Here is a 23969-nt window from a genome sequence, read left to right on the forward strand (position 1 = left end):
TACGCTTGAGCCGACAAGCGAATTGTTGTCATAATAGCCATGACTAATTTGCATAGCTGGAGTGATGATGCCGCGTTCTTTGCCGCTTAACGCCATACACGCTTTTCTGGTGACCGCGCGTCATCTCAACCTGACGCGCGCGGCAGGCGAACTCTGTATTACCCAGGGCGCGGTGAGCCGCAAGATCGCCACCCTTGAACACTATCTGGGATTTGCGCTGTTCGAGCGCCATGCGCGTGGTCTGCGCCTGACCTCGCAGGGGGCGGCGCTGCTGCCGGAGCTGCGTCAGGGCTTCGAGCTGATAGCGGGCGCGACGGATAAGGCGATGCGCCAGCATGGGGTGATTCGGCTCAAGGCGCCGACCTGCGCCATGCGCTGGCTGGTGCCGCGGCTGGTAGCGCTGGAGCAGCTGCGGCCGGAACTGCATGTCGCGCTGACGACCACGCTTGAGCATCACGCGCAGCTGGAGGGGTTCGACGCCGCCGTTCTGTACGGCACGCCGCCGCCTGGGGCGATCCATCTGTTTGACGAGGCGATCACGCCGGTGATGGCGGCCAATGCCGTGCCGCCCGCCTCGCCCGAGGCGCTGGCCTCGATGACCTTTCTGCACCCCACTGGCGATACCCGCGACTGGCAGCTGTGGCTCAGTGCCCAGAATAGCCGTCTGACGATGACGCGTAATCAACACTTCAGCACCATGGATCTGGCGATCAGCGCGGCGATACAGGGGTTTGGCGTAACGGTGGCGGATATCAATCTGGTGGAGAGCGATCTGGCGAACCGGCGTCTGATTGCGCCGTTCGCCAGCAGGGTGAAAACCGGGGCGGCCTACAGTTTGCTGCAGCGCCCGTTCAGGGAAGCGCCGCCTTACCTTGCGGATCTGGCGGCGTGGCTGTCACGCGCTTAAAAGGTGACCCAGTCGGCGTTTGACGCTGCTTTAGGGCGCGGCGTACCGCCGACAGCCGGGGTCGAGCGGTTGCTGCCTGACGGCGCGCTGGCCAGCGGCTCCTGCGACGAGAGGCGGAAGCGGGAGACAGAGGCTTCCAGCGATTCGGTCTGACGCGCCAGCGCGGCGGCGGCGGCAGAGACCTCTTCCACCAGCGAGGCGTTCTGCTGCGTCACGCTGTCCATTTCGGTGACGGCGACGCCTACCTGTGAAATGCCTTTGCTCTGCTCTTCCGACGCGGCGGCGATCTGCTTCATGATGGCGTCCACGTCCTGCACCGACTTGAGAATGTGGTGCATGGTGTTGCCAGTGTTGCCCACCAGCGTCGCGCCTTTGTCCACGCGCTGCACCGAATCCTCAATCAGCGCGGCGATCTCTTTCGCCGCGGCGGCGCTTCGCTGCGCCAGATTGCGAACCTCGCTGGCGACCACCGCGAAGCCGCGGCCCTGCTCACCGGCGCGCGCCGCTTCCACCGCGGCGTTCAGCGCCAGAATATTGGTCTGAAAGGCGATGCCGTTAATGACGTTGGTGATCTCGGCGATCTTTTTCGAGCTGCCGGAGATGCCGTTCATGGTAGAGACCACTTCGCTCACCAGCTGGCCGCCCTGCTGCGCGGTCGACGAAGCGGTTTCCGCCAGCCTGCTGGCCTGACGGGCATTGTCGGCGTTGAATTTCACCGTCGCGGTCAGCTGCTCCATGCTGGCGGCAGTCTGCTCCAGCGCCGCCGCCTGCTCTTCGGTGCGGGAAGAGAGATCGTTGTTGCCTGCCGAAATCTCCGCCGCGCCGCGGGAGATATTTTCGGTGCCGCTGCGAATGGCGCTGACCGCTTCGCGCAGGCTATCCTGCATGACGCTCAGCAGCGGCACCAGCTTGCCGACGCAGTTGCGGCCGAACGGCGCGACCGGCTGGCTGAGATCGCCGGTGGCGATCACGGCAAAATGCTCGCGGATACGGTCCAGCGGCTTCACCAGCATGGTGACCAGATAGCGGTCGGTAAACAGCAGGATCAGCAGGCCGGCGAAGACCGCCGCCACCAGCGTGATTTTGGTCAGCACGGTCAGGCGATCGACGTTAACGCGGGTCTCATCAAGCTTAACCGCCGCCGCCTGGTTAAAGGCTTCGGCGCTGGCGCCAAAGGCGCGGCTCAGCGCAGGCGTCACCGAGCTGGCGTGCTGACGATAGACCTCAAGCGACCCCTGGCGCGCCTTTTCCAGCTGCGGCGTCACGCCCTCATCGAGCAGCTTTTGCCAGTTGGCAATGGTCTGGTCAACGATCTGCGGATCCATCGGGCCGGGCGCCATCTGTTTAAACTGCGCCAGCTGCTGGGTCATGCCATCCAGCGCCTGCTGCACCGGCTTCCAGTCGGCGTCGACTGGCTACGCGCCGCTGGCTTTCATCTCCATCACGCGCGACAGGCGCGTAATAACGCGGAAATACTGGTCGTTGCCCTTGCTTAAAGTGGTCATCTGCGCGACCAGCTGACGATCGACGTCATTGCCGTTGCTTAGCTTACTAAGGGAGTGGACGCTGAACCAGCCCACCGCGCACCACAACAGGCAAAACAGGCCGAGAATCCACAGCATAACGGCGCGAATTGTGAAGTTTTTTAATATACCCATAGCCAATTCCTTGACGGTGAAAACCGAGAGTGGCCCGATAAGCTCGGGCATAAAGGGGTTATCGGCAGGGATTGAGGAAGGTATAGCCTTTTAATCAGCAATAAAGTTGCTTAATGCGCCAGCACAATGCGGAGATAACACCATGATTTAAAATCATTTCCTCCGCCAGGCCTGGGGGCAAACCTTGCCGGCGCCTTATTAATTAGCCGTCAAAGCTTCACCATGCTTTTCATCAGCAGGCGAAACAGCCTCAGCCGGGCGCGTAAGAAATTGCGCTTGAGCAGCAGCGCCCCTTTTCCGCCCTCGCCGAACGCCAGCGTGACGTCGTCGCCAGGGTGCCAGACGGGCCAGTTTATCTCCCCCTCCAGCCGATGGCTGAATGCGCTCGCGTCGCGCGCAAAGGTGAACCAGTAGTCCGCCATGTGCTGCGCAAAGGCGCAGTCGGCGGCGGTATAGGGCCGTTCGCTGTCGGCGGGCTGCATCGCCGTAAGGGTGTTGAGGGTATAGGGCACCTCATTGCCGTGCCAGGCCCCGTGCGGACAGAGCTCGCGCGACTGCTCGGAGACATAGTCGAACCAGTAGCGCCAGCCCGGCATGCCGACGTTGTGCTGGGCGCGCATCAGGATCCACGGCATGACGCTGAAAGCCATATCGCGCGCCGCCGCGCGTCCCAGCAGGCGATCGTCGTGAATATCATACAGCCACTTCAGCAGCCGATAGCTGAACGGCCGGTTGACGCGCAGCTGGCGCATCACCTCGGCGCTGTCGACGTTGAAGTATTCCAGTACGCTCGCTTCGTCGCTGTTGCTACCTGCCATCAGCGGAATGCGATGCTGGCGCGCCGCCATAAAGGTATTCAGCATCGGCTGGGGCAGCACGGCGTCACCGGCAATCGGCACCGGCCCGTGCCATAAGGGCGACGCCAGCGGCCAGAAGGCGTCTGCAGGCAGTTCGCGCAGCTGCTGCGCAGTGGCGTTGGGCAGACCAAGGTGCGCCGCGACCTGCTCGCCCTGCTGCAGCGCCGCTTTGCGCGGTTTGTCAGGCAGGCTGTAGGCGCTCTGCACGATCGCTTTGTGAAACAATCCCTCCGCCAGTGGCGAACAGCAGAGCGAAAGCACGCTGCGCGCGCCAGAGGATTCACCAAAAAGCGTGACGTTGTCACGGTTACCGCCAAACGCGGGAATGTTGCGCTGCACCCACTGCAGCGCGGCGATTTGATCCAGCAAGGCGAAATTGTTGACGATGCCGCCGTCGCGATACTCCGCATCCAGCGCAGGATGCGCAAAAAAGCCGAGATGGCCGAGACGGTAATTAATCGTCACTACTACGGCGCCGCGCGCCGCCAGCGGCTTGCCGTTATATGGCGCCAGCCCGCCCGATCCCATCACGAAGCCGCCGCCGTGCAGCCACACCATTACTGGCAGCGGCCGCGCAGGGTCGACGTCGGGGGTCCAGACGTTAAGATAGAGGCAGTCTTCGCTGAGCGGGCCGGGGTCGCCGCCGCCGGCGACAGCACAGAGCGTGCGATCCTGCCAGCAGGCGGCGCCGAATTCGGTGGCGTCGCGCACCTCGTGCCACGGCGTAACCGGCTGGGGGGCGCGCCAGCGTAGTGCACCTACTGGCGCGGCGGCATATGGAATACCCTTAAAGACAAAGAGATCATCATCCATACTTCCTCTTAGCTCGCCTTCGGCTGTGCTGAGGCGCAGAGGTCGTCTGTTTTTCATTACCTGTTCCCTGATAAAGCGTTAAGGCATTATCTACAGGGCGTTAAGATATTGTCTATGTCCTTAGGGCATTTGCAGATTATGCTGAATCGACGCCATCACCCCTGATGCAAACCGCACCGGGCCAGCGATTGCTGCTGCCGCGCCTGATAAAGCCGCATTTCATCCTGCACCGGCGCGCCCAGCGCCGCTTCAAAATCGGCCCTGCTGGCGTGACCGGCGGAACGGCCCTGCGCCCGATCGCCCAGATTCGACTGGAAAATACCTGCCGCGCTGACCGGCAAGAAATCTTCGTACACGATCGGATCGGCAATGATGCGGCCCTGTTCAATCAGCGTCGCCAGCGATTCGCCCGGCTGCGGCGGCTGCGCCTCACCCTGCTCACTCAGACGATAGTTAAACCAGGCGAGCTCCTGCTCGCGCAGGCTCCGCTCATCATCGGGGAAGGCGCGAAACACCTCGGCCAGGTGCTGCTGATGCTGATGGTTGTCGACGCCGGTGCCGGCTGCCGCCAGCAGACGATCGTAAAGCGCGCGGCCTTTCGGCGTCAGCGCCGCGCCCCGCTGTTCAATTTCGCCAAAGCGCGCGGTATGGGTGCCGCTTTCGCCCTGCTGAAAAATCACCGGCTCCTCCAGCGCTTTAAAGCTGGTCTGACGCAGCAGAATCGGTACCTCGCGCCGCGGCGGGCCTTCAATCAGCGCCTTAGGGTCGATGCCGTATTCCGGCATCAGCGCCTGCACCTGGTCGATATCGAGGGTACGCGGCGTCAGATGGTTAATATGGCATCCCGGGAAGCAGACCACGTCGGCGACCAGGCGGTGCTGCTGGCTTAACGCCTGATAGGTGGCGCTGTCGACAGTGCTCAGCGCATGCCAGCGGAAAGTCTCCAGCGCCTCTTTAACGAAGGCGTCGGCGTCCGCCTCATTCAGGCCGCCCTGCTGCTGGTGCTGTGCCATCAGCGCGCGGCAGCGCGGCGTGAAAATATCACGTTTTGCCAGTATCGCCGCCGCTTTTTCCCGCAGCGGGAGATCGTCGATCAGCTCCAGCCGCAGCAGCGAGGTAAAAATGCGAAAGGGATTATGTCGCAGCGCCGCGTCGCTCACCGGCCGAAACGCGGTGGAGTGTACCGGCACGCCCGCCTGCGAGAGATCGTAATAGCCGACCGGCTCCATGCCCATCACCGCGAACATCTGCCGCAGCGTCGCAAGCTCCTGCGCTGTGCCGACGCGAATGGCGCCGTGACGCTCCAGATTAAGGCGGCCCAGCTCGTCCGCCGCAGCCAGCCGGGTTTTCAGCGCGGGACGTTCGGTTAAATACGCTTCGTTTACGCGCTGCACCAGCGTCATCAGGGTGCCGTATTGCGGCACCTCCTGCTGATACATAGCGGACATCGCCTGCGAGAAGCGCGTACGAATAGCGTCCGCGCTAAGGAAGTGGTTCATGGTGCCTGCTCCTGACGTGATCGAGATTGCTGCTACTGTAGAGCAACGCGCTGTCGGCAGGCGAAAAAGTTACGGATTTGTGATCGGCTTAAAGCCGAAGCGGTTTTTCATCACCAGCATCAATGTGGTAAGCAGCGCAGGGATCGCCAGCAGCATGAAGATCAGGCTGAATGACCAGCCAAGGGAGAGCATCTCCGCGCCGATAAAGGCGCTGAGGATGGCGCCGACGCGTCCGACGCCGTGCATCCAGCTGGAGCCCGTCGCGCGTGCATGGGTAGGATAATAGCTGGCCGACAGGGCGTTCATGCCGGTATTGGCTCCGTTAAAGCAGAAGCCGCTCAGGAAAGCGATGCCGCTCATCATCCCGACTTCCGCCGGAGAGAAGCCTAGGGCAACGATCGCCACCCCGCCGCAGAAGTAGATTGCCGCCAGCGCCAGCGTGGCGTTGAAGCGGTCCATCAGCCAGCCCGCGAACAGCGAGCCCAGAGTGCCGCCCGCCTGATACATCGCGGTGACAATGGCTGCGTCGGTGACCGACATGCCCAGCGTATTAATCAGCGACGGTAGCCAGCTGCCGATCAGGTAGACCAGGAACAGCCCCATAAAATAGCCGCCCCACAGCATCAGGCTGCCGAACAGATAACGACGCGACACCACGGTAGCGATTGCGCCCTGCGTCGGCAGCGTCGGCTCCTGAGAGTGAAAGGCGCTGTCGGGCCGCGTGGCGCCTGGCAGCATTCGCTCAAGAATGGCGTGAATGCGCGTTGCCGGCGCGCGGCGGCCGATCAGAAAGCGCACCGACTCCGGCAGGCCGCGTACCAGAAACGGCAGCACCGCCATCGGCAGAATGCCGCCCAGCAGCATCACGGCATGCCAGTCATAGCGCGGCAGCAGCCAGGAGGCGGCGAAACCGCCGCTGGCGGCGCCGAAGGTAAAGCCGCAGAACACCACGGTGATAAGAAAGGCGCGACGGCGCTCTGGCGCATACTCCGCCACCAGCGTGCCGACGTTGGGCATCGCTGCGCCCAGCCCCAGACCGGTTAAGAAGCGAAACAGCATCATCTGCTCGATGTTGTTCGCCAGCGCGGTGGCGAGCGTCCAGAGCCCGAAGAAAAAGACGCTGAGAATAATCATCATGCGTCGACCGTAGCGATCGGCCAGCGGTCCCGCCAGCATCGCGCCAAGCGCCAGCCCGACCAGCGCCGCGCTGATCACCACCCCAAGCTGATGGTTGGTCACGCCCCAGCCCGCCTTCAGCGCTGGCGCGATAAAGCCCATTAGCGCGATATCCATGCCGTCAAGGGCAACCACGATAAAGCAGAGCGCGATAAGACGCTTTTGCCAGCGGCTGAGCGCTGACTGATTAATTAACTGGCGAACGTCCACGGCTTCGACGCTGGTCACTGCGAACTCCTCACTGCGCTCACCCTGAGGCATCAGTTTTGGTAAAAAAAACGGCGGTTATGATAGCCCATCGTTAACGATAAGACGCCTGCTTTTTATGTGATATTGAGAATTATTCAGCATTAAAGCGCTAACGCGTTGAATTTATACAGGCGGGTTTAACACACTTCGCTGGACCTGCACGCCAGTCAGCTAATTTTTTCGCTTTATCAAGCACTCGCGTGCAACGCTGTTTTTGTTAATTATATTTTGCAGCAAAGTTAACAAAAATCAGGTTTACTGGTTGCCGACCGGCGATAAAACTCATTAAGTTTGAGAGATGGACAAAAATATCCTTTTCAATCAGCGCATTCGCTTGCGCCATCTTCATACCTTTGTTGCGGTGGCGCAGCAGGGAACCCTGGGCCGGGCGGCGGAAACGCTGAGCCTTAGCCAGCCTGCGCTGTCAAAAACCCTCAATGAGCTTGAGGAGCTAACAGGCGTTCGCCTGTTTGAGCGCGGCCGGCTGGGCGCACAGCTGACCACTATGGGCGAACAGTTTTTAGTCCACGCGGTAAAAGTGCTGGATGCGCTTAACCACGCGGGCCAGAGCGTGAATCTGCCGGTATCAACGCGTCCGGTGGTGATCCGCCTCGGGGCGCTGACCACCGCAGCCATGGGCATGCTGCCGCAAATTCTCGATCGTTTTCACCAGCAGCAGCCCCATGCAACCGTGCAGGTGGCTACGCTGCATAATAACGTGCTGCTCGCCGGGCTGCGCGCAGGTGAATTCGAGATCGGCATCGGCCGTATGGCGGACAAGGATATGATGGCCGGGCTCACCTACGAGCTGCTGTTTCTTGAGTCGCTCAGGCTGGTGGTGCGACCTGAACATCCGCTTTTAAGTGACAACGTCACTCTTTCCCGGGCAATGCAGTGGCCGGTAGTGATTTCGCCAGAAGGCACAGCGCCGCGCCGCATCGCGCAGCAGATGCTCGATGAACAGGGCTGCACCTTGCCAGGCACCTGCGTTGAAACTTCATCCACCTCGCTGGCGCGGCAGCTGGCGCTGCGCTATGACTACGTCTGGTTCGTGCCGTCAGGGGCAATTAAGGAAGATCTGGCGCATAACGCGCTGTGCGCCCTGCCCATCAGCTCATCGGGTCCAGGCGAGCCGGTAGGAATTATTACCCGTACCGGCCATCCTCTGAGCCTCAGCGCTGAAATTTTGATGGCCACCATCCGCAAGGCGCCGGGTTAACGGCTGCGTTTCGCATGGCGCTCGCGGTTGTCCAGCCGCGCCTTTTCGGTTTTACGCAGCCCGACATAGAGCGCACCCGCGCCGCCGTGCTGCGGCTGCGAGCTACAGAACGTCTGGACGTCGTCGAACTGACGCAGCCAGCGCGCCAGATAGCTGCGCACGATATTGGCATGGGATTCATTGTCGCGCCCTTTGCCGTGAATAATGAGTAAATTGCGCAACCCCTCTTTGCGCGCCTGCTGCATAAAGCTGAATACCGCCTGGCGGCAGGTTTCCACCGGCTGACGCAGCAGGTTCAGGCTGGCGTCTATCTTGTATTCCCCTTTGCGCAGCTTATCCAGCACCCCCTGCTGAATGCCATCGGCCTTATACTCCAGCGGCGTCGCAAGGGGAATAATGTCGAGATAGCCGCGCGTAAGAAAGTTCTCTTGTTCCGCGTCGGCTTCAGGCCGGCGCGGCGCTTTCGTTGAGGGCGATTTTAGCCACAGGGTACTGGCGCTGTCTTTCAATGGAGTGACGTCACCCATGGCATCCCGAAACAGGTCTTCATCGTCCAGGTTCATAGTCATTTCTCACTCCAGGTTATCAGGGACACAGAGATCAAAACCGCCTCTGCAAATGCAATAGTAGCAAACGCTAAAAAAGGTGCGCCAGCGCTGAATCGCGCCAGAATAGTGTTGAGTAAATGCGCATCAGGATCAAAAAAGTGGAAACTTTTCTTGCCGAACGGCAAAAATGTGACGCGCAGGGCTTGTTATAGCGCGGTTCCGCGCCGCGTCTGACATCCCTACTCTTTATAAGCCTAAAACTGCTCGGACGATTTCCCTTCAGCACAAAAAATGTTAAAATTGACCCCAGTCAATAATCGTCGAGCGTACATTATGATCACTGAAAAACGCACCATTCGCCGTATTCAGTCAGGTGGCTGTGCCATCCACTGTCAGGACTGCAGCATCAGTCAGCTGTGCATTCCCTTCACCCTGAACGAACATGAGCTGGATCAGCTCGACAATATTATCGAGCGCAAAAAACCGATTCAAAAAGGCCAGACGCTGTTTAAAGCGGGCGACGATTTGAGATCGCTCTACGCTATCCGCTCCGGCACCATCAAAAGCTATACCATCACCGAACAGGGCGACGAGCAGATTACCGGCTTCCACCTGGCGGGCGATCTGGTGGGCTTCGACGCCATTATGAGCGGCAGCCACCCGAGCTTCGCGCAGGCGCTGGAAACGGCGATGGTCTGCGAGATCCCATTCGAAACGCTGGACGATCTGTCAGGTAAAATGCCGGCTCTGCGCCAGCAGATGATGCGTCTGATGAGCGGCGAAATCAAAGGCGACCAGGATATGATCCTGCTGCTGTCGAAGAAAAACGCCGAAGAGAGGCTGGCCGCGTTTATCTGGAACCTTTCCCGCCGTTTCGGCCAGCGCGGCTTCTCCCAGCGTGAGTTCCGCTTGACGATGACGCGTGGCGACATCGGGAATTACCTTGGCCTGACCGTTGAGACCATCAGCCGCCTGCTGGGCCGTTTTCAGAAATCGGGCATGCTGGCGGTAAAAGGCAAATATATCACTATTGAAAACCATGACCTGCTGTCCGAACTGGCCGGTCAGAGCGTTCAGGCTGCTTAATTAATTGGCCGCCTAATGATTAGAGTTGCAGGTATGGGCGCAACGCCCCTGCAACTCTGATTCGCAGCGCAAATTTGTTAGTTTATTGATCCCACAGCAACTTTTCCGCTTCTTCCCGCCCCTAACTTAGGCTATCTTTAAACCAGTTCGCCTTGGTTTAAGGAGTTATTCCCTATGTCCCGCTACCAAAATATGCTGGTGGCTATCGATCCCCAGCAAGACGATCAGCCGGCGCTGCGTCGCGCGGTTTACCTTAATCAGCGTATCGGCGGCAAAATCAAAGCCTACCTGCCGATTTATGATTTCTCGTATGAGATGACCACGCTGCTCTCTCCTGACGAGCGCGCCTCGATGCGGCAAGGCGTGATCAGCCAGCGCACCGAGTGGATACGTGAGCAGGCGCGCGCCTATCTTGAGGCGGGCGTGGAGATCGAAATTAAGGTGGTCTGGCATAACCGCCCTTATGAGGCGATTATTCAGGAGGTGCTGGCGCACGGGCACGATCTGGTGCTGAAGATGGCGCATCAGCACGACCGGCTGGAGGCGGTGATTTTTACCCCTACCGACTGGCATCTGCTGCGCAAGTGCCCCTGCCCGGTGTGGATGGTAAAAGATCAGCCCTGGCCGGAAGGCGGCAAGGCGGTCGTGGCGGTGAATCTCGCCAGTGAAGAGCCGCACCACGATGAGCTAAACCAGAAGCTGATCCGTGAAACCACGCGGCTGGCGGAGATGGTGAACCATACCGAGGTGCATCTGGTCGGCGCCTATCCCATTACCCCAATCAATATCGCGATTGAACTGCCTGACTTCGATCCCAGCGTGTATAACGACGCGATCCGCGGCCAGCATCTGGTGGCGATGAAGGCGCTGCGTCAGAAGTTCGCTATCCGCGAGGAGTTTACCCACGTCGCTAAAGGGCTGCCTGAAGAGGTGATCCCCGATATTGCCAGTCAGCTCAGCGCCGGGATTGTGGTGCTCGGCACCATCGGCCGCACCGGCCTGTCAGCGGCGTTTCTCGGCAATACGGCGGAACAGGTTATCGACCATCTGCGCTGTGATTTGCTGGCGATCAAGCCTGACGATTTTACTTCGCCGATTACGCTCGATGATGACGACGAAGAGGATGACGACGATTAAAAACAAGGGCGGCCAACAGGCCGCCCTTATCGTGCATATAAACTTAAAACGCGGGTGACATGGACCGAAGAGCAAAGCGTCCCGCGCAAGGGACTGCGCGGGTCGAGCCGCCAGGGATGGTGCTTTTACGTCTTTGCGATCGGGCCTTGTCACCCGTGTCAGCACATTTATGCATAAACCTAAGGGCGGCCAACTGGCCGCCCTTACCGTTACAGCGCTTTCAGTATCCCTTCCACGCTCGCTTTGGCATCGCCGAACAGCATCTGCGTGTTCTCTTTAAAGAACAGCGGATTCTGCACGCCAGCATAGCCGGTATTCATCGAACGCTTAAACACGATGACGTTCTGCGCTTTCCATACTTCCAGCACTGGCATGCCCGCAATCGGGCTACGCGGATCGTCCTGCGCCGCCGGGTTGACGGTGTCGTTGGCGCCGATGACCAGCACGGTATCGGTGTCGGCGAAGTCGTCGTTAATTTCATCCATCTCCAGCACCACATCGTATGGCACTTTCGCCTCCGCCAGCAGCACGTTCATATGGCCAGGCAGACGTCCCGCAACCGGGTGAATGCCGAAGCGCACCTTGACGCCGCGCGCGCGCAGCTTCTCGGTAATCTCCGCCACCGGGTACTGCGCCTGCGCCACTGCCATGCCGTAGCCTGGGGTGATAATCACCGATGAAGAGTGCTTCAACAGCTCGGCCGTCTCTTCCACGCTAATTTCCCGGTGCTCGCCCGTCTCTTCGCTCTCGCCGCCCGCGCTGGTGTCGGTGCCGAAGCCGCCAGCGATTACGCTGATAAAGGAGCGGTTCATCGCTTTACACATAATGTAAGAGAGGATGGCGCCTGACGACCCCACCAGCGCGCCGGTAACGATCAGCAGGTCATTGCTCAGCATGAAGCCCGCCGCCGCTGCCGCCCAGCCCGAGTAGGAGTTAAGCATCGATACCACTACCGGCATATCGGCGCCGCCGATAGAGGCCACCAGATGCCAGCCAAAGGCGAGCGCGATCACCGTCATCAGCAGCAGCGCGAACACCTGCGCGCCGGTGCTCTCAGTGCGTACAAACCACAGCAGCAGCAGGAAAGAGACCACCAGCGCCAGCAGGTTGAGCTTATGGCGATGCGGCAGCATCAGCGGACGCGACGAAATCTTGCCGCGCAGCTTGCCGAACGCCACCAGCGAGCCGGTAAAGGTCATCGCCCCGATAAAGATGCCGAGGAAGACTTCGGTCAGATGAATATTCTCCATCACCGCAGGCAGGCCCGGCCCATGATCGATAAAGCTGTTGAAGCCCACCAGCACCGCGGCCAGGCCAACGAAGCTGTGCAGGATCGCTACCAGCTCCGGCATTTCGGTCATTTCGACCTTCTGCGCCAGACGCACGCCAATAGCGCCACCGATCACCATCGCCAGCAAAATCCAGGCGACGTTGCCGCTGTCGGGACCAAAAATGGTCGCCAGCAGCGCCAGCGCCATCCCGCCGATGCCGAAGAAATTGCCCTGCTTTGAGGTCTCATGCTTCGAGAGCCCCGCCAGGCTGAAAATAAACAGAATCGCGGCAACAATGTATGCTGCAGTTACTAATCCGCCAGACATCGGTTACCCCTTACGAAACATTTTCAGCATGCGCTGGGTGACGGTAAAACCGCCGAAAATATTGATGCTGGCAATCAGCACCGCAATAAATGAGATAAAGGTGACCCAGCCGCCATGCCCCATCTGCAGCACCGCGCCGACCACAATAATGCCGGAAATGGCGTTGGTGACCGACATCAGCGGCGTATGCAGCGCGTGGCTGACGTTCCATACCACGTAGTAGCCCACCACGCAGGCGAGCGCGAACACGGTGAAGTGCGACAGGAACGCCGCCGGTGCGACATTGGCGAGGCAGGCGAACAGCACGATCGCCAGCGCCAGCAGCAGATATTTGCGCCAGGTCGGCGCGGGTTTCGCCGCCTCCTTAGCCACCGGCTGCGCGGTCGCAGGCGCGGCTTTTGGCGCGGCGGAGACCTGAATAGGCGGCGCGGGCCAGGTGACCTCACCGTCGCGGATCACGGTGACGCCGCGTACCACGACATCGTCGAAGTCGATGGCGATTTCGCCGTTCTTCTCTTTACACAGCAGCTTCATCAGGTTCACCAGGTTGGTGCCGTAGAGCTGAGAGGACTGGGTTGGCAGGCGGCTGGGAAGATCGGTATAGCCGATGATCTTCACGCCGTTGTCGCTGACGGTCACGCGATCGGCGACGGTCAGCTCGCAGTTGCCGCCGGTTTGCGCCGCCAGATCGACAATCACGCTGCCCGGCTTCATGCTGGCCACCATCTCGGCAGTGATCAGTTTTGGCGCCGGTTTGCCCGGAATCAGCGCCGTAGTGACGATGATGTCGACCTCTTTTGCCTGCGCGGCGAACAGCGCCATCTCCGCCTTAATAAAGGCTTCTGACATCACTTTCGCATAGCCGTCACCGCTGCCCGCTTCCTCTTCAAAATCGAGCTCAAGGAATTCGGCGCCCATGCTCTGCACCTGCTCTTTCACCTCCGGACGGGTATCGAAGGCGCGCACGATGGCGCCGAGGCTGCCCGCCGCGCCAATGGCCGCAAGCCCGGCGACGCCCGCGCCGATCACCATGACTTTCGCCGGCGGCACTTTTCCCGCCGCGGTGATCTGCCCGGTAAAGAACCGGCCAAACTCATGGGCGGCTTCGACAATGGCGCGATAGCCGGCGATATTGGCCATCGAGCTAAGGGCATCCAGCGACTGGGCGCGAGAGATGCGCGGCACGGCATCCATCGCCATCACGGTCACCTGACGCGCCGCCAGCTTCTCCAGCAGCGCTGCGTTCTGCGCGGGCCAGACAAAGCTCACCAGCGTGCTTCCTGCACGGGTCAGCGCGATCTCGTCGTCGTCGGGCGCGTTGACCTTCAGCACGATATCAGACTGCCAGATCTGCTGGCTGTCGCAGAGGGTGGCGCCTGCGGCGGCGAAACTCTCGTCATCAAAACTGGCGCGTTTGCCCGCATCATGCTCGACGGCAACGCTGAAACCCAGTTTGATAAGCTGCTCCACGGTTTTCGGCGTCGCCGCCACGCGCGCCTCGTTGGGCAATCGCTCTTTGGGTATTCCAATTAACATATTTATCCCTTTCATCAATTGATGATGGCTTGTCGACTGCATAACGACGCAGCGCCTGAAACAGAGTTTCAGGCGCTTATGAGCGAAATGCACTTGTATCAAAGTATTTATAACCTACTGAAAATATGAACAGCGATCTACAATCAGAACCTCTGCCAGTGACATTCATGCGATTATTCAGCGTCAAAAGAGAAAAGCCGCGCTATGCGACTGCAAATTGAAAGTTTCGAAATATATTCTGCTAAGCAGAATCGTGTCATAACGAATATCTTATTAATAAAAACCTTTATTTAACAATGCATTAACTGTTTCAGCACTAAGCATTACCACCTTTACTGATAATCAGTACAAAAAATGTGCTTAGCAAATTTGCATGACGCCATGATGAAATTCGCTATCAATTTCCCGTGATTTGTCGCATAAATTGGCTGCGACAGCCTGTTTATAACATGCAATAATCATCGGCTAATCTGTTATACATCAAGAGTCCAGCACGTTTTCGTACTCATTTTGCGTAAGGCGAAGGATCATTTTTATGAAGCTGAAGAACACCATTCTGGCGTCAACCTTGTTATCCCTGCTCGCGGGCAACGCATTCGCCGCGCAGGAACTGACGCCGGAAAAAGCGGCCGAGCTGAAACCATTCGAACGTATTAACATCACCGGCCGCTTTAATGCGATTAACGATGCGGCCGACGCCGTGTCAAAACGCGCGGATGAGCTGGGCGCCGCCTCTTACTACATTCAGGGCATCAACGACAGCAACGGCAACAGCGGCAACTGGCGCGTTACGGCCGACCTCTATAAAGCGGACGCGCCGAAAGCGAACGATACCAAAACCTACCGCGTAATGAACGGCGTGAAAGAGCTGCCGAAAGCGGAAGCTTTCCGTCTGGAGCCGTTTGACACTGTGAGCGTCAGCGGCTTCTTCTCCAGCCAGCCGGACGTTAACGACGCCATCAGTAAAGCGGCGAAAGAGAAAGGCGCCGCCGCGTTCTTTATCGTGCGACAGGTCGACGCCAACAACGGCGGTAACCAGTACGTAACCGCCTACGTCTATAAGGCTGACGCGAAAGAGCGTAAGGTGCAGAGTCCGAACCTGATCCCGGCGAACTCCGAGGCGGGCAAAGCGGCGCTGGCGGCTGGCGGTGAAGCGGCGAAGCGCGTAGAAATTCCAGGCGTCGCCTCATCGGAAACCCCGAGCAGCAGCGTAGGCCGTTTCTTCGAAACCCAGAGCTCAACCGGCCAGCGCTACACCGTGAAGCTCGCTAACGGCCAGTCGATCCAGGAGGTGAACGCCATCACCGCCGCCCAGATGCAGCCGTTTGACACCGTCACCTTTACCGGCCATTTCGGCACGCCGACTGAAATCTCGGAAGAAGTGGCGAAACGCGCGGCGGACAAAGGGGCGAAGTTCTACCACGTGACCCGCCAGTGGCAGAACCAGAGCGGCGGCAACCTCACCGTCACCGCCGATCTCTTCAAGTAATTTCCTTCAGGGCGGCGCCTGCCGCCCTGCTGTTTGCATTATCCCTTCACAATTTTGCATAACCACGCATTGCCATCCCTTTTCGCACTCCGTAGAATCTGCGCCCTGCTTTTAGGTGAATCCGTCATGTAAAAGCAAAACAGCACGGTTAAATTCGTCGCTCAGAACATAATCCAGCCACTTATGCTAGCGGGAAGGGTATTTTGGAGAAAAAATTAGGTCTCAGCGCGCTCACCGCGCTGGTGCTCAGCTCAATGCTCGGCGCGGGGGTGTTCAGCTTGCCGCAGAATATGGCGGCGGTAGCAGGTCCGGCCGCCCTGCTGATTGGCTGGCTGATCACCGGCGTCGGCATCCTGTTTCTGGCGCTGGCGATGCTGCTGCTCACCCGGCTGAAGCCGGATCTCGACGGCGGCATCTTTACCTATGCGCGCGCCGGTTTCGGCGAGCTGCTCGGCTTCTGCTCCGCCTGGGGCTACTGGCTCTGTGCGGTGATCGCCAATGTCTCCTATCTGGTTATCGTCTTCTCCGCGCTGAGCTTTTTTACCGACACGCCCGACCGCGTGGTGTTCGGCGACGGCAACACCTGGCAGGCGATGCTGGGGGCGTCGCTGCTGCTGTGGATGGTGCATTTTCTGGTGCTGCGCGGCGTACAAACCGCGGCAGGCATCAATCTGCTGGCGACGCTCGGCAAGCTGGTGCCGCTGCTGCTGTTCGTGGTGCTGGCGGTCGCAGCCTTCAATTACGACCAGTTCCATTTCGACTTTTCCGGCCTGACGCTCGGCGTGCCGCTGTGGGAGCAGGTAAAGCAGACCATGCTGATTACCCTGTGGGTCTTTATCGGCGTGGAAGGTGCGGTGGTGGTTTCCGCCCGCGCGCGGCATAAAAAAGATGTGGGTCGCGCCACGCTGCTGGCGGTGCTGGCGGCGCTGCTGGTCTATCTGCTGGTGACCCTGCTGTCGCTCGGCATCGTGCCGCGCGCCGAACTGGCGCAGATGCGCAACCCGTCAATGGCGGGCCTGATGACGCGCCTGATGGGCCACTGGGGCGATGCGGTGATCGCCGCCGGCCTGATCGTGTCGGTGTGCGGCGCCTATCTGAGCTGGACGATTATGGCGGCGGAAGTGCCGCTGATCGCTGCGCAGCAGGGTGCCTTTCCGCGCAGCATCGCGCGTCAGAATTCGCGCGGCGCCCCTGCCGCCTCGCTCTGGCTGACCAACGGCAGCGTGCAGATTTGCCTGATCCTGATCGCCCTGACCCACGCCGATTACAACACGCTGCTGACCATCGCCTCAGAGATGATCCTGGTGCCCTACCTGCTGGTGGGGCTCTATCTGGTGAAGCTGACGCGTGGCAAAGCGCAGCCGCTGGCGCTGGCAATCGGTCTCGGTGCCAGCCTTTACGGGCTCTGGCTGCTTTACGCCTCAGGGCCGCTGCATCTGCTGCTGTCGGTGGTGCTCTATGCGCCAGGTCTGCTGCTGTTTCTCTTCGCCCGACGCGGCGGACGCGGCGACGTCTCGCTGACCCAGCTGGAGCGCGTGGCTATTGGCTTGTTGATGGCGGCGTCGCTGCCCGCGATGTGGCAGCTGGTGGCTTAGTGCGGCTGGCCGGGGATCGCCACACACAGCAGGTCATCCTGCTGTGTGAGGGTGAGCGGTTTACGGTATTCCTGATGGATCGCCTCCAGCTGCTGCGCAGAGAGCGGATAAGGCAGCTGGATATCGAAACGACTGATGTGCTGCTGTTCGGCCAGGGTAATCAGGCGGGCGATATTGATTTCGTCGCTGACCTGGGTCGAAATGATTTGTAATGCTAATTCTTTCAGATGCTCGTCGCTCGCCTGTAGACTGCGAACCGAGGATTTACGCGTCACCATGCCGAAAATCGGCATCACGCCGTAGATGGCGTCAACGAAACTCCAGCGTTTTTTGCAGGAGGCGGAGAGAAAATCGCTGTAGTTCAGGCAGATGCGGTCACTGTATACGGCTGAAGCCAGCTCTTTATCAGACACCCTCTCTCTCCCTCTGTTTTTCATTATGGTTCAGAACCTTGCTTAAACGCGCTGTTAATGATGGCACATTTTGCCGTGCGGATACCAGTCGCGCAGGGATATTTCGTGCGATGGCATAGTGCTCACGGCCGGGAAAAGCTATGCTGCTCGCCAGGCTTATTTGTCGCAGTGGATTATGAATAAAATCGTTTTTGTTGAAGACGAACCGGAAGTGGGTTCACTGATTGCGGCCTATCTTGGCCGCCACGATATCGAGGTGATCGTCGAGACGCGCGGCGACCGCGCCGAAGCGGTGATTGCGGCTGAACAGCCGGACCTCGTGATGCTGGATATCATGCTGCCGGGCAAAGACGGCATGACCCTGTGCCGCGATCTGCGCAGCCAGTGGCAGGGCCCGATTGTACTGCTCACCTCGCTCGACAGCGACATGAACCATATTCTGGCGCTGGAGATGGGCGCGCAGGACTACATCCTGAAAACCACCCCGCCTGCGGTGCTGCTGGCGCGGCTGCGGCTGCATCTGCGCCAGGCGCAGCTCGGCCAGAGCGAGGATGCGCCCGCGCCTGCTTCGGCGCAAAAACAGAAGCTGTTGCGCTTCGGCTCGCTCACCATCGACGCGCTGAATCGCGAAGTCACGCTGTTTAGCGAACAGATTGTGCTCTCCACCGCCGATTTCGATCTGCTGTGGGAGCTGGCCACGCACGCCGGACAGATCCTGAATCGCGACGCGCTGCTGAAAACCCTGCGCGGCGTCAGCTATGACGGACTGGATCGCAGCATCGACGTGGCGATTTCCCGCCTGCGCAAAAAGCTGCACGACAGCGCTACCGAGCCTTTCCGCATCAAAACTATCCGCAATAAAGGCTACCTGTTTGCGCCGCAGGCATGGGATACCCAGGCATGAGAAAGCTGTTTATTCAGTTCTATCTGCTGCTTTTCGTCTGCTTTCTGGTGATGGCGCTGCTTGTGGGTCTGGTCTATAAATTTACCGCCGAGCGCGCTGGCAGGCAGTCGATGAATGACCTGATGGCGAGTTCGCTCTATCTGATCCGCAGCGAGCTGCGCGAAATCCCGCCGCGCGACTGGAACAGAACCATCAAAAGCCTCGATCTCGGCCTGTCGTTCGACCTGCATATTGAGCCGATGAGCAAATATCAGCTCGACGAGCCCGATATGCGTCGGCTGCGCGCCGGGGAGATCGTCGCGCTGGACGATCAGTACACCTTTTTGCAGCATATTCCACGCAGCCATTATGTGCTCTCCGTCGGCCCGATCCCCTACCTCTTCTATCTGCATCAGATGCGGCTGCTGGATATCGCGCTGCTGGTGTTTATCGGCATGTCACTGGCGCTGCCGGTGTTTATCTGGATGCGGCCGCACTGGAAAGAGATGCAGCGCCTGGAGATTGCGGCGCAGCGCTTTGGCCGCGGCGAGCTGGATGTGCGCACCCATTTCGACAACACCTCCAGCCTGTTCCGCCTCGGGGTCGCCTTTAACCAGATGGCGGAAAACATCAATACGCTGGTGGCGAGCAAAAAGCAGCTGATCGACGGCATCGCCCACGAGCTGCGCACGCCGCTGGTGCGCCTGCGCTACCGGCTGGAGATGAGCGATAACCTCACCGCGGGCGAGTCCGCCGCCATCAGCCGCGATATCGGCCAGCTGGAGAGCCTGATTGAGGAGCTGCTGACCTATGCGCGGCTCGACCGACCGCGCGTCGATCTCAACCTGACCTCGTTCGATCTGGCGAACTGGCTGCGCGAACATATCAACGATGTGCGCGCCCTTAATCCACACACGCAGATCGATCTCGACCTGCCGCAGCGCGAAAATCACGGCGTCTCCGACACCCGCCTGATGGAGCGCGTGCTGGACAATCTCGTTAACAACGCGCTGCGCTATGCCGATCATCGGCTGCGCGTCAGCCTGTGGTTTGACGGCGCGCTTGGCTGCCTGCAGGTAGAAGATGACGGCCCCGGTATCCCGGCCGAGGAGCGCGAGCGCGTCTTCGAACCTTTTGTTCGCCTCGATCCAAGCCGCGACCGCGCTACTGGCGGCTGTGGTCTGGGACTCGCTATCGTTCACTCTATCGCGCAGGCGCTCGGCGGCCGCGTCAGCATCGAAGGCAGCCCGCTCGGCGGCGCCAGCGTTCGCTTTTGCTGGCCGGTTGATCTTCCTTTACGTGACCTTTCGGCGCGATAAACCTTCACAAGGAGTTTCTGTTGACTACTGCTTATCAACAACTTAGTGCGACTTTCCAGCGACTCTCCCGCTTCGGCCACCTGATGGCAGTGGCAGGCTGGGACATGCAAACCATGATGCCGACCGGCGGCAGCCAGGCGCGCGGCGAAGCGCTGGCGGAAATGGGCGTGCTGCGCCATGAAATCCTGACCGATCCCCGCGTCGGCGAATGGATTCAGGAAGCTGAGCAGGCTGACCTGAACGACGTCGAGCGCGCCAACCTGCGCGAGATGCAGCGCGCCTGGCAGCAGGCATCGCTGCTGCCCGCCTCGCTGGTCGAGGCAAAATCGCTGGCCGGCTCGCGCTGCGAGCACGCCTGGCGCGAACAGCGTCCGGCGAACGACTGGCAGGGCTTTGCCGCCAACCTGAAAGAGGTGGTACGCCTGAGCCGCGAAGAGGCGCGGCTGCGCGCGGAGGCGAACAACACCTCGCGCTACGACGCCCTGCTCGATCTCTACGAGCCTGGCATGACCGGCGCGAAGCTGGACGCCACCTTCGGCGAACTGAAAAGCTGGCTGCCCGATTTGCTGCAGCGCGTGGTGGAAAAGCAGGCGCAGGAGCCTGTCCAGCAGCCGCAGGGCCCGTTCGCCGTTGCCGCGCAGCGCGAGTTGGGCCTGAGCGTAATGACCACCCTGGGCTTCGATTTCTGCCACGGGCGTCTCGACGTCAGCGCCCATCCTTTCTGCGGCGGCGTGCCGGAAGATGTGCGCATCACCACGCGCTACAATCAGGAGGAGTTTCTCAGCGCGCTGATGGGCGTGATCCATGAGACCGGCCATGCGCGTTACGAGCAGGGCCTGCCGCAGCAGTGGCGCGACCAGCCGGTAGGTCTGGCGCGTTCGACCGCCATCCATGAGTCGCAAAGCCTGTTTATGGAGATGCAGCTGGGGCGCAGCCGCGCCTTCCTGCAGCGCATTCTGCCGCAGGTCTGCGACAAGCTGGGCGCGCAGCCAGCGCTGCAGCCGGAAAACTTCGTGCGTCTGACGCAGCGCGTCAAACCTGGCTTTATCCGCGTCGACGCCGATGAGCTGAGCTATCCGGCGCACGTGATTTTACGCTTCGAGATTGAGCGCGCGCTGATTGAAGGCGACATCGAGGTCGAGGATATTCCGGCGCTGTGGGATGAGAAGATGATGCAGGCTTTGGGGCTGGATACCCGCGGCAACTACCGCGACGGCTGCATGCAGGATATTCACTGGACCGACGGCGCCTTCGGCTACTTCCCAACCTATACGCTGGGCGCCATGTATGCGGCGCAGCTGTTCCAGGCGGTGAAGAAAGCGCTACCCGATTTAGAAGAACGCCTGCAGCATGGCGAACTCCAGCCGGTATTCGACTGGCTGCAGCAGAACATCTGGCAGCACGGCAGCCGTTTCCCCACCGAGCAGCTGCTGATCAACGCCACCGGTGAAGCGCTGAACCCGCGCTTTTTCCGCCAGCATCTTGAACAACGCTACCTGAATCGTTAATCTGTGCGGCCTTCGCGGCCGCCCTTTTCCCGCTTTGTACAATCGGTTACACGCCGATACCAAACACCCACGGAAACGCCTCCTCGTTTTTTTTATAGTCTTTTCACCGGCCCCGCAGTGGGCTACACATGAAAAAAATGTTCGAGGAATTTGCAATGAAAAAATTGTTTGCACTGGTCATCGCCGCTGCTATGGGTCTCTCTTCTGTTGCTTTCGCTGCTGACACCACCGCTGCGCCGGCTGCTGCCCCTACTGCGACTACCACTACCGCTGCACCGGCTAAAACCACGCACAAAGTCGCTCACAAGAAACACAAAGCCGCTCAGAAAGCGCAGGCTGCTAAAAAGCACCACAAAAAAGCAATGAAAAAAGAGGCAGCGCAGAAAGCGCAGGCCGCTAAAAAGCACCACAAAAAAGCCGCTAAGCCAGAAGCTGCACAGAAAGCGCAGGCTGCGAAAAAACACCACAAAGTAGCTAAGAAAGCCGCTGCAACGCAGAAAGCGCAGGCTGCTAAAAAACACCACAAAGTCGCTAAGAAAGCGGCTGCACCGCAGAAAGCGCAGGCTGCTAAAAAGCACCACAAAGTCGCTAAGAAAGCCGCTGCTAAATAATTAAGGTCGCGCACCCTGCGCCTTAAGACGCGTTGACTAATAAAAACACCCGGTTCTGCCGGGTGTTTCGTTACTGGAGTTGCGGAAATGGTGCGTCGCTATCGTTTTGAAATTATCCTGCTGGTGATGATCCTGTGCGGCGTCATCGCGGCCTTCTTTTTTATTTAGTCGTTGTAGCGTGCTGATTATTCCAATAAATCTCCCTTTTTTACCGCTCACCGACTATAGTTATTACGCAAGCGTAATGACAATAACTTCTTTTTAAATCTCGCCATTGAGAGACCTATGCGCCTGGCTATTTTGCTGTTGACTGGATTGTTCTGTTTCACCACTCTGGCCCACGCCGATGATGATGACGATGCGCCGAATCCCGATGAGATCAAAATGCTTTTCTTTGGCAAAGATCACCGTAAGGCGATTAGCGATGTCACGGCCGCGCCCTGGGACGCCATCGGCCAGCTGGAAACCGAGAGCGGCAACCTCTGCACCGCCACGCTGATCTCTGCCCATCTGGCGCTGACGGCGGGACACTGCCTGCTGACGCCGCCGGGCAAATTCGACAAGCCGGTGGCGCTGCGTTTTATGGCGAGCGACAGCGGCTGGCGCTATGAAATCCACGATATCGACGCGCGCGTCGAGCCGTCGCTGGCGCGCAAGCTCAAAGCAGACGGCGAAGGCTGGATCGTCCCCAGTGATGCGGCGCCGTACGATTACGGTCTGGTGATCCTGCGCAATCCCCCTTCCGCCATTAACCCGATTCCGCTGTTCGACGGGTCGCGCAGCGATCTGACCGCCGCCCTTAAAGCGGCGGGCCGCAAGGTGACGCAGGCGGGCTATCCCGAGGATCACCTGGACTCGCTCTACTCCCACAGCGACTGCCTGATTACCGGCTGGGCGCAGCGCGCCGTGCTGTCGCACCAGTGCGATACGCTGCCAGGCGACAGCGGTTCGCCACTGCTGCTGAAAAACGAAAACGGCTGGCAGCTGATTGCGGTGCAGAGCTCGGCGCCGGCGGCCAAAGATCGCTACCTGGCCGACAACCGCGCCATCGCGGTGACCTCGTTCCGCGACAGGCTGGAAGCGCTGGCGCAGTAAAACAGAGTGAACAGAAAAGGCGCGCTGGGGTTGCCAGTCGCGCCTTTTTTATTGCTGAACGCCAGCGTCAGAAGGTGTAGCCCAGGTTAAGGACAAAGCCGTCAATCGACATCTCTTTATCGGCTACATCGAGACGCGATCCCTCATAGCCAATATCGATTGCCAGATTCTCTACGGGATTAATCTGCACGCCTGCGCCGTACATCAGCGACGTTTTCTTCTCGCTGAGAGAGCTGTCGCCCATATAAACGTAACGCCCTTCGTAGTTATACCAGCTTTCGCGATAGTCGACTTTATTGTAATTAAGACCGAGCAACCCATAGACGCTGATATATTGGTTGAAGCGCCACGCGGGGCCGACCGATAACGAATAATATTTTACCTTCGCATCGCCGTCGAATATATCCATCGAGCCGGTAAAAGGGGTATAGCTGCCGCTGCCGCTCATATAGGTCAGCGAGCCAATCAGGCTCAGCGGCGAATCCCACTCATAGCGGTACTTAAGGTTAATCCCGCGGATATTTTTAAAATCCTGCACTTTACTTTGCGCATAGCCAAGCGTCACCGTCTGTTGATCGGCATTCGCGTTGGCATATATTCCCAGAGCAGCCACAATGAGGCTGACTAAAACAGACTTTTTCATATTTATCTTCCTTAATTAACGGTAGCTATCCGGCGCGTGCCTCACGCCAGCCGTGATTTTATCTAAAAATTGAGGCGACGGTCGAAAGCGGCGCGATAATTTGCGTCTGTTTTAAGCACGGGTGTAAACA

At 59.4% G+C, this 23969-nt stretch carries 20 protein-coding genes and 1 pseudogene; 12 read left to right on the forward strand and 9 right to left on the reverse strand.

Going from position 1 to position 23969, the window contains the following annotated elements; translation table 11 throughout:
• Positions 1–64 precede the first annotated feature (64 nt).
• Positions 65–907, forward strand: coding sequence for a LysR substrate-binding domain-containing protein (locus tag Q9R34_RS03425; protein ID WP_485892399.1), 843 nt, complete (start codon positions 65–67; stop codon positions 905–907).
• Here Q9R34_RS03425 and Q9R34_RS03430 read toward each other — a convergent pair.
• From Q9R34_RS03430 to Q9R34_RS03445, 4 genes and pseudogenes are all read right to left on the reverse strand, one after another.
• Positions 904–2565: pseudogene (locus tag Q9R34_RS03430) on the reverse strand (methyl-accepting chemotaxis protein). The gene Q9R34_RS03425 and the pseudogene Q9R34_RS03430 overlap by 4 nt on opposite strands.
• A gap of 209 nt (positions 2566–2774) precedes the next feature.
• Positions 2775–4292: a carboxylesterase/lipase family protein gene (locus Q9R34_RS03435; RefSeq protein WP_485892401.1), complete on the reverse strand. Its 1518-nt coding sequence runs from the start codon at positions 4290–4292 to the stop codon at positions 2775–2777.
• Positions 4293–4390: 98 nt separating this feature from the next.
• Complete coding sequence (hglS, locus tag Q9R34_RS03440) at positions 4391–5734, reverse strand: 2-oxoadipate dioxygenase/decarboxylase HglS (RefSeq protein ID WP_485892402.1); 1344 nt, start codon at positions 5732–5734, stop codon at positions 4391–4393.
• A gap of 69 nt (positions 5735–5803) precedes the next feature.
• On the reverse strand, positions 5804–7138 hold the full coding sequence (locus Q9R34_RS03445) for an MFS transporter (protein WP_434124992.1): 1335 nt from the start codon (positions 7136–7138) through the stop codon (positions 5804–5806).
• A gap of 319 nt (positions 7139–7457) precedes the next feature.
• On the opposite strand from Q9R34_RS03445, the gene Q9R34_RS03450 reads away from it, so the two are divergent.
• Positions 7458–8378 (forward strand): LysR substrate-binding domain-containing protein, encoded by a 921-nt coding sequence (locus Q9R34_RS03450; protein WP_485892404.1) that lies wholly within the window; start codon positions 7458–7460, stop codon positions 8376–8378.
• Here the strand turns inward: Q9R34_RS03450 and smrA are convergent.
• Positions 8375–8941: a DNA endonuclease SmrA gene (smrA, locus tag Q9R34_RS03455; RefSeq protein ID WP_434125074.1), complete on the reverse strand. Its 567-nt coding sequence runs from the start codon at positions 8939–8941 to the stop codon at positions 8375–8377. The genes Q9R34_RS03450 and smrA overlap by 4 nt on opposite strands.
• Positions 8942–9259: 318 nt before the next feature.
• On the opposite strand from smrA, the gene fnr reads away from it, so the two are divergent.
• Together fnr and uspE are read left to right on the forward strand one after the other, a co-directional pair.
• Entirely contained in the window at positions 9260–10012 is a 753-nt protein-coding gene (gene fnr / locus Q9R34_RS03460) for a fumarate/nitrate reduction transcriptional regulator Fnr (protein ID WP_434124994.1), read from the forward strand.
• Positions 10013–10186: 174 nt separating this feature from the next.
• Complete coding sequence (uspE, locus tag Q9R34_RS03465; RefSeq protein ID WP_434124995.1) at positions 10187–11149, forward strand: universal stress protein UspE; 963 nt, start codon at positions 10187–10189, stop codon at positions 11147–11149.
• Positions 11150–11358: 209 nt separating this feature from the next.
• Here uspE and pntB read toward each other — a convergent pair whose 3' ends face one another.
• Both pntB and pntA read right to left on the reverse strand, forming a co-directional pair.
• A complete protein-coding gene (pntB, locus tag Q9R34_RS03470; RefSeq protein WP_485892405.1) occupies positions 11359–12747 on the reverse strand; it encodes a Re/Si-specific NAD(P)(+) transhydrogenase subunit beta in 1389 nt (462 codons plus the stop codon).
• 3 nt (positions 12748–12750) lie between these two features.
• Positions 12751–14283 (reverse strand): Re/Si-specific NAD(P)(+) transhydrogenase subunit alpha, encoded by a 1533-nt coding sequence (gene pntA, locus Q9R34_RS03475; RefSeq protein ID WP_485892407.1) that lies wholly within the window; start codon positions 14281–14283, stop codon positions 12751–12753.
• Between the two features lie 535 nt (positions 14284–14818).
• Between pntA and ydgH the strand changes: the two genes are divergently transcribed.
• The gene (gene ydgH, locus Q9R34_RS03480) at positions 14819–15772 is read left to right on the forward strand and encodes a DUF1471 family protein YdgH (RefSeq protein ID WP_434124998.1); all 954 of its coding nucleotides are present in this window, start codon (positions 14819–14821) and stop codon (positions 15770–15772) included.
• Between the two features lie 203 nt (positions 15773–15975).
• Positions 15976–17367: a basic amino acid/polyamine antiporter gene (locus tag Q9R34_RS03485; RefSeq protein ID WP_434124999.1), complete on the forward strand. Its 1392-nt coding sequence runs from the start codon at positions 15976–15978 to the stop codon at positions 17365–17367.
• On the opposite strand, the gene Q9R34_RS03490 is transcribed toward Q9R34_RS03485, so the two are convergent.
• The gene (locus Q9R34_RS03490; RefSeq protein ID WP_434125000.1) at positions 17364–17780 is read right to left on the reverse strand and encodes a hypothetical protein; all 417 of its coding nucleotides are present in this window, start codon (positions 17778–17780) and stop codon (positions 17364–17366) included. The two genes, Q9R34_RS03485 and Q9R34_RS03490, sit on opposite strands and share 4 nt — an antisense overlap.
• A 175-nt stretch (positions 17781–17955) precedes the next feature.
• On the opposite strand from Q9R34_RS03490, the gene rstA reads away from it, so the two are divergent.
• From rstA to Q9R34_RS03520, 6 genes are all read left to right on the forward strand, one after another.
• Positions 17956–18684, forward strand: coding sequence for a two-component system response regulator RstA (gene rstA / locus Q9R34_RS03495; RefSeq protein WP_485892408.1), 729 nt, complete (start codon positions 17956–17958; stop codon positions 18682–18684).
• Positions 18681–19982: a two-component system sensor histidine kinase RstB gene (rstB, locus tag Q9R34_RS03500; protein ID WP_485892409.1), complete on the forward strand. Its 1302-nt coding sequence runs from the start codon at positions 18681–18683 to the stop codon at positions 19980–19982. Before rstA ends, rstB begins: the two co-directional genes overlap by 4 nt.
• A 20-nt stretch (positions 19983–20002) precedes the next feature.
• A complete protein-coding gene (locus Q9R34_RS03505; RefSeq protein ID WP_434125003.1) occupies positions 20003–21490 on the forward strand; it encodes a carboxypeptidase M32 in 1488 nt (495 codons plus the stop codon).
• Between the two features lie 155 nt (positions 21491–21645).
• Positions 21646–22101, forward strand: coding sequence for an acid resistance repetitive basic protein Asr (gene asr / locus Q9R34_RS03510; RefSeq protein ID WP_485892460.1), 456 nt, complete (start codon positions 21646–21648; stop codon positions 22099–22101).
• A gap of 87 nt (positions 22102–22188) precedes the next feature.
• Positions 22189–22269, forward strand: coding sequence for a small membrane protein YdgU (gene ydgU / locus Q9R34_RS03515; RefSeq protein ID WP_455430548.1), 81 nt, complete (start codon positions 22189–22191; stop codon positions 22267–22269).
• Between the two features lie 117 nt (positions 22270–22386).
• Entirely contained in the window at positions 22387–23196 is an 810-nt protein-coding gene (locus tag Q9R34_RS03520) for a trypsin-like serine peptidase (protein ID WP_434125004.1), read from the forward strand.
• A gap of 67 nt (positions 23197–23263) precedes the next feature.
• Here Q9R34_RS03520 and Q9R34_RS03525 read toward each other — a convergent pair whose 3' ends face one another.
• Entirely contained in the window at positions 23264–23839 is a 576-nt protein-coding gene (locus Q9R34_RS03525; RefSeq protein ID WP_434125005.1) for an Ail/Lom family outer membrane beta-barrel protein, read from the reverse strand.
• Positions 23840–23969: the final 130 nt, after the last annotated feature.

The sequence above is a fragment of the Enterobacter sp. BRE11 genome, from assembly GCF_031844285.1.
In the GTDB taxonomy this organism is placed as follows: Bacteria; Pseudomonadota; Gammaproteobacteria; order Enterobacterales; family Enterobacteriaceae; genus Pantoea.

Excerpts from the sequence above, each read along its gene's own strand:
- Q9R34_RS03425 (WP_485892399.1), top strand. The coding sequence starts at position 65 with ATGATGCCGCGTTCTTTGCCGCTTAACGCCATACACGCTTTTCTGGTG.
- Q9R34_RS03435 (WP_485892401.1), bottom strand. The coding sequence starts at position 4,292 with ATGAAAAACAGACGACCTCTGCGCCTCAGCACAGCCGAAGGCGAGCTA.
- hglS (WP_485892402.1), bottom strand. The coding sequence starts at position 5,734 with ATGAACCACTTCCTTAGCGCGGACGCTATTCGTACGCGCTTCTCGCAG.
- Q9R34_RS03450 (WP_485892404.1), top strand. The coding sequence starts at position 7,458 with ATGGACAAAAATATCCTTTTCAATCAGCGCATTCGCTTGCGCCATCTT.
- smrA (WP_434125074.1), bottom strand. The coding sequence starts at position 8,941 with ATGAACCTGGACGATGAAGACCTGTTTCGGGATGCCATGGGTGACGTC.
- fnr (WP_434124994.1), top strand. The coding sequence starts at position 9,260 with ATGATCACTGAAAAACGCACCATTCGCCGTATTCAGTCAGGTGGCTGT.
- uspE (WP_434124995.1), top strand. The coding sequence starts at position 10,187 with ATGTCCCGCTACCAAAATATGCTGGTGGCTATCGATCCCCAGCAAGAC.
- pntB (WP_485892405.1), bottom strand. The coding sequence starts at position 12,747 with ATGTCTGGCGGATTAGTAACTGCAGCATACATTGTTGCCGCGATTCTG.
- pntA (WP_485892407.1), bottom strand. The coding sequence starts at position 14,283 with ATGTTAATTGGAATACCCAAAGAGCGATTGCCCAACGAGGCGCGCGTG.
- ydgH (WP_434124998.1), top strand. The coding sequence starts at position 14,819 with ATGAAGCTGAAGAACACCATTCTGGCGTCAACCTTGTTATCCCTGCTC.
- rstA (WP_485892408.1), top strand. The coding sequence starts at position 17,956 with ATGAATAAAATCGTTTTTGTTGAAGACGAACCGGAAGTGGGTTCACTG.
- rstB (WP_485892409.1), top strand. The coding sequence starts at position 18,681 with ATGAGAAAGCTGTTTATTCAGTTCTATCTGCTGCTTTTCGTCTGCTTT.
- asr (WP_485892460.1), top strand. The coding sequence starts at position 21,646 with ATGAAAAAATTGTTTGCACTGGTCATCGCCGCTGCTATGGGTCTCTCT.
- ydgU (WP_455430548.1), top strand. The coding sequence starts at position 22,189 with ATGGTGCGTCGCTATCGTTTTGAAATTATCCTGCTGGTGATGATCCTG.
- Q9R34_RS03520 (WP_434125004.1), top strand. The coding sequence starts at position 22,387 with ATGCGCCTGGCTATTTTGCTGTTGACTGGATTGTTCTGTTTCACCACT.
- Q9R34_RS03525 (WP_434125005.1), bottom strand. The coding sequence starts at position 23,839 with ATGAAAAAGTCTGTTTTAGTCAGCCTCATTGTGGCTGCTCTGGGAATA.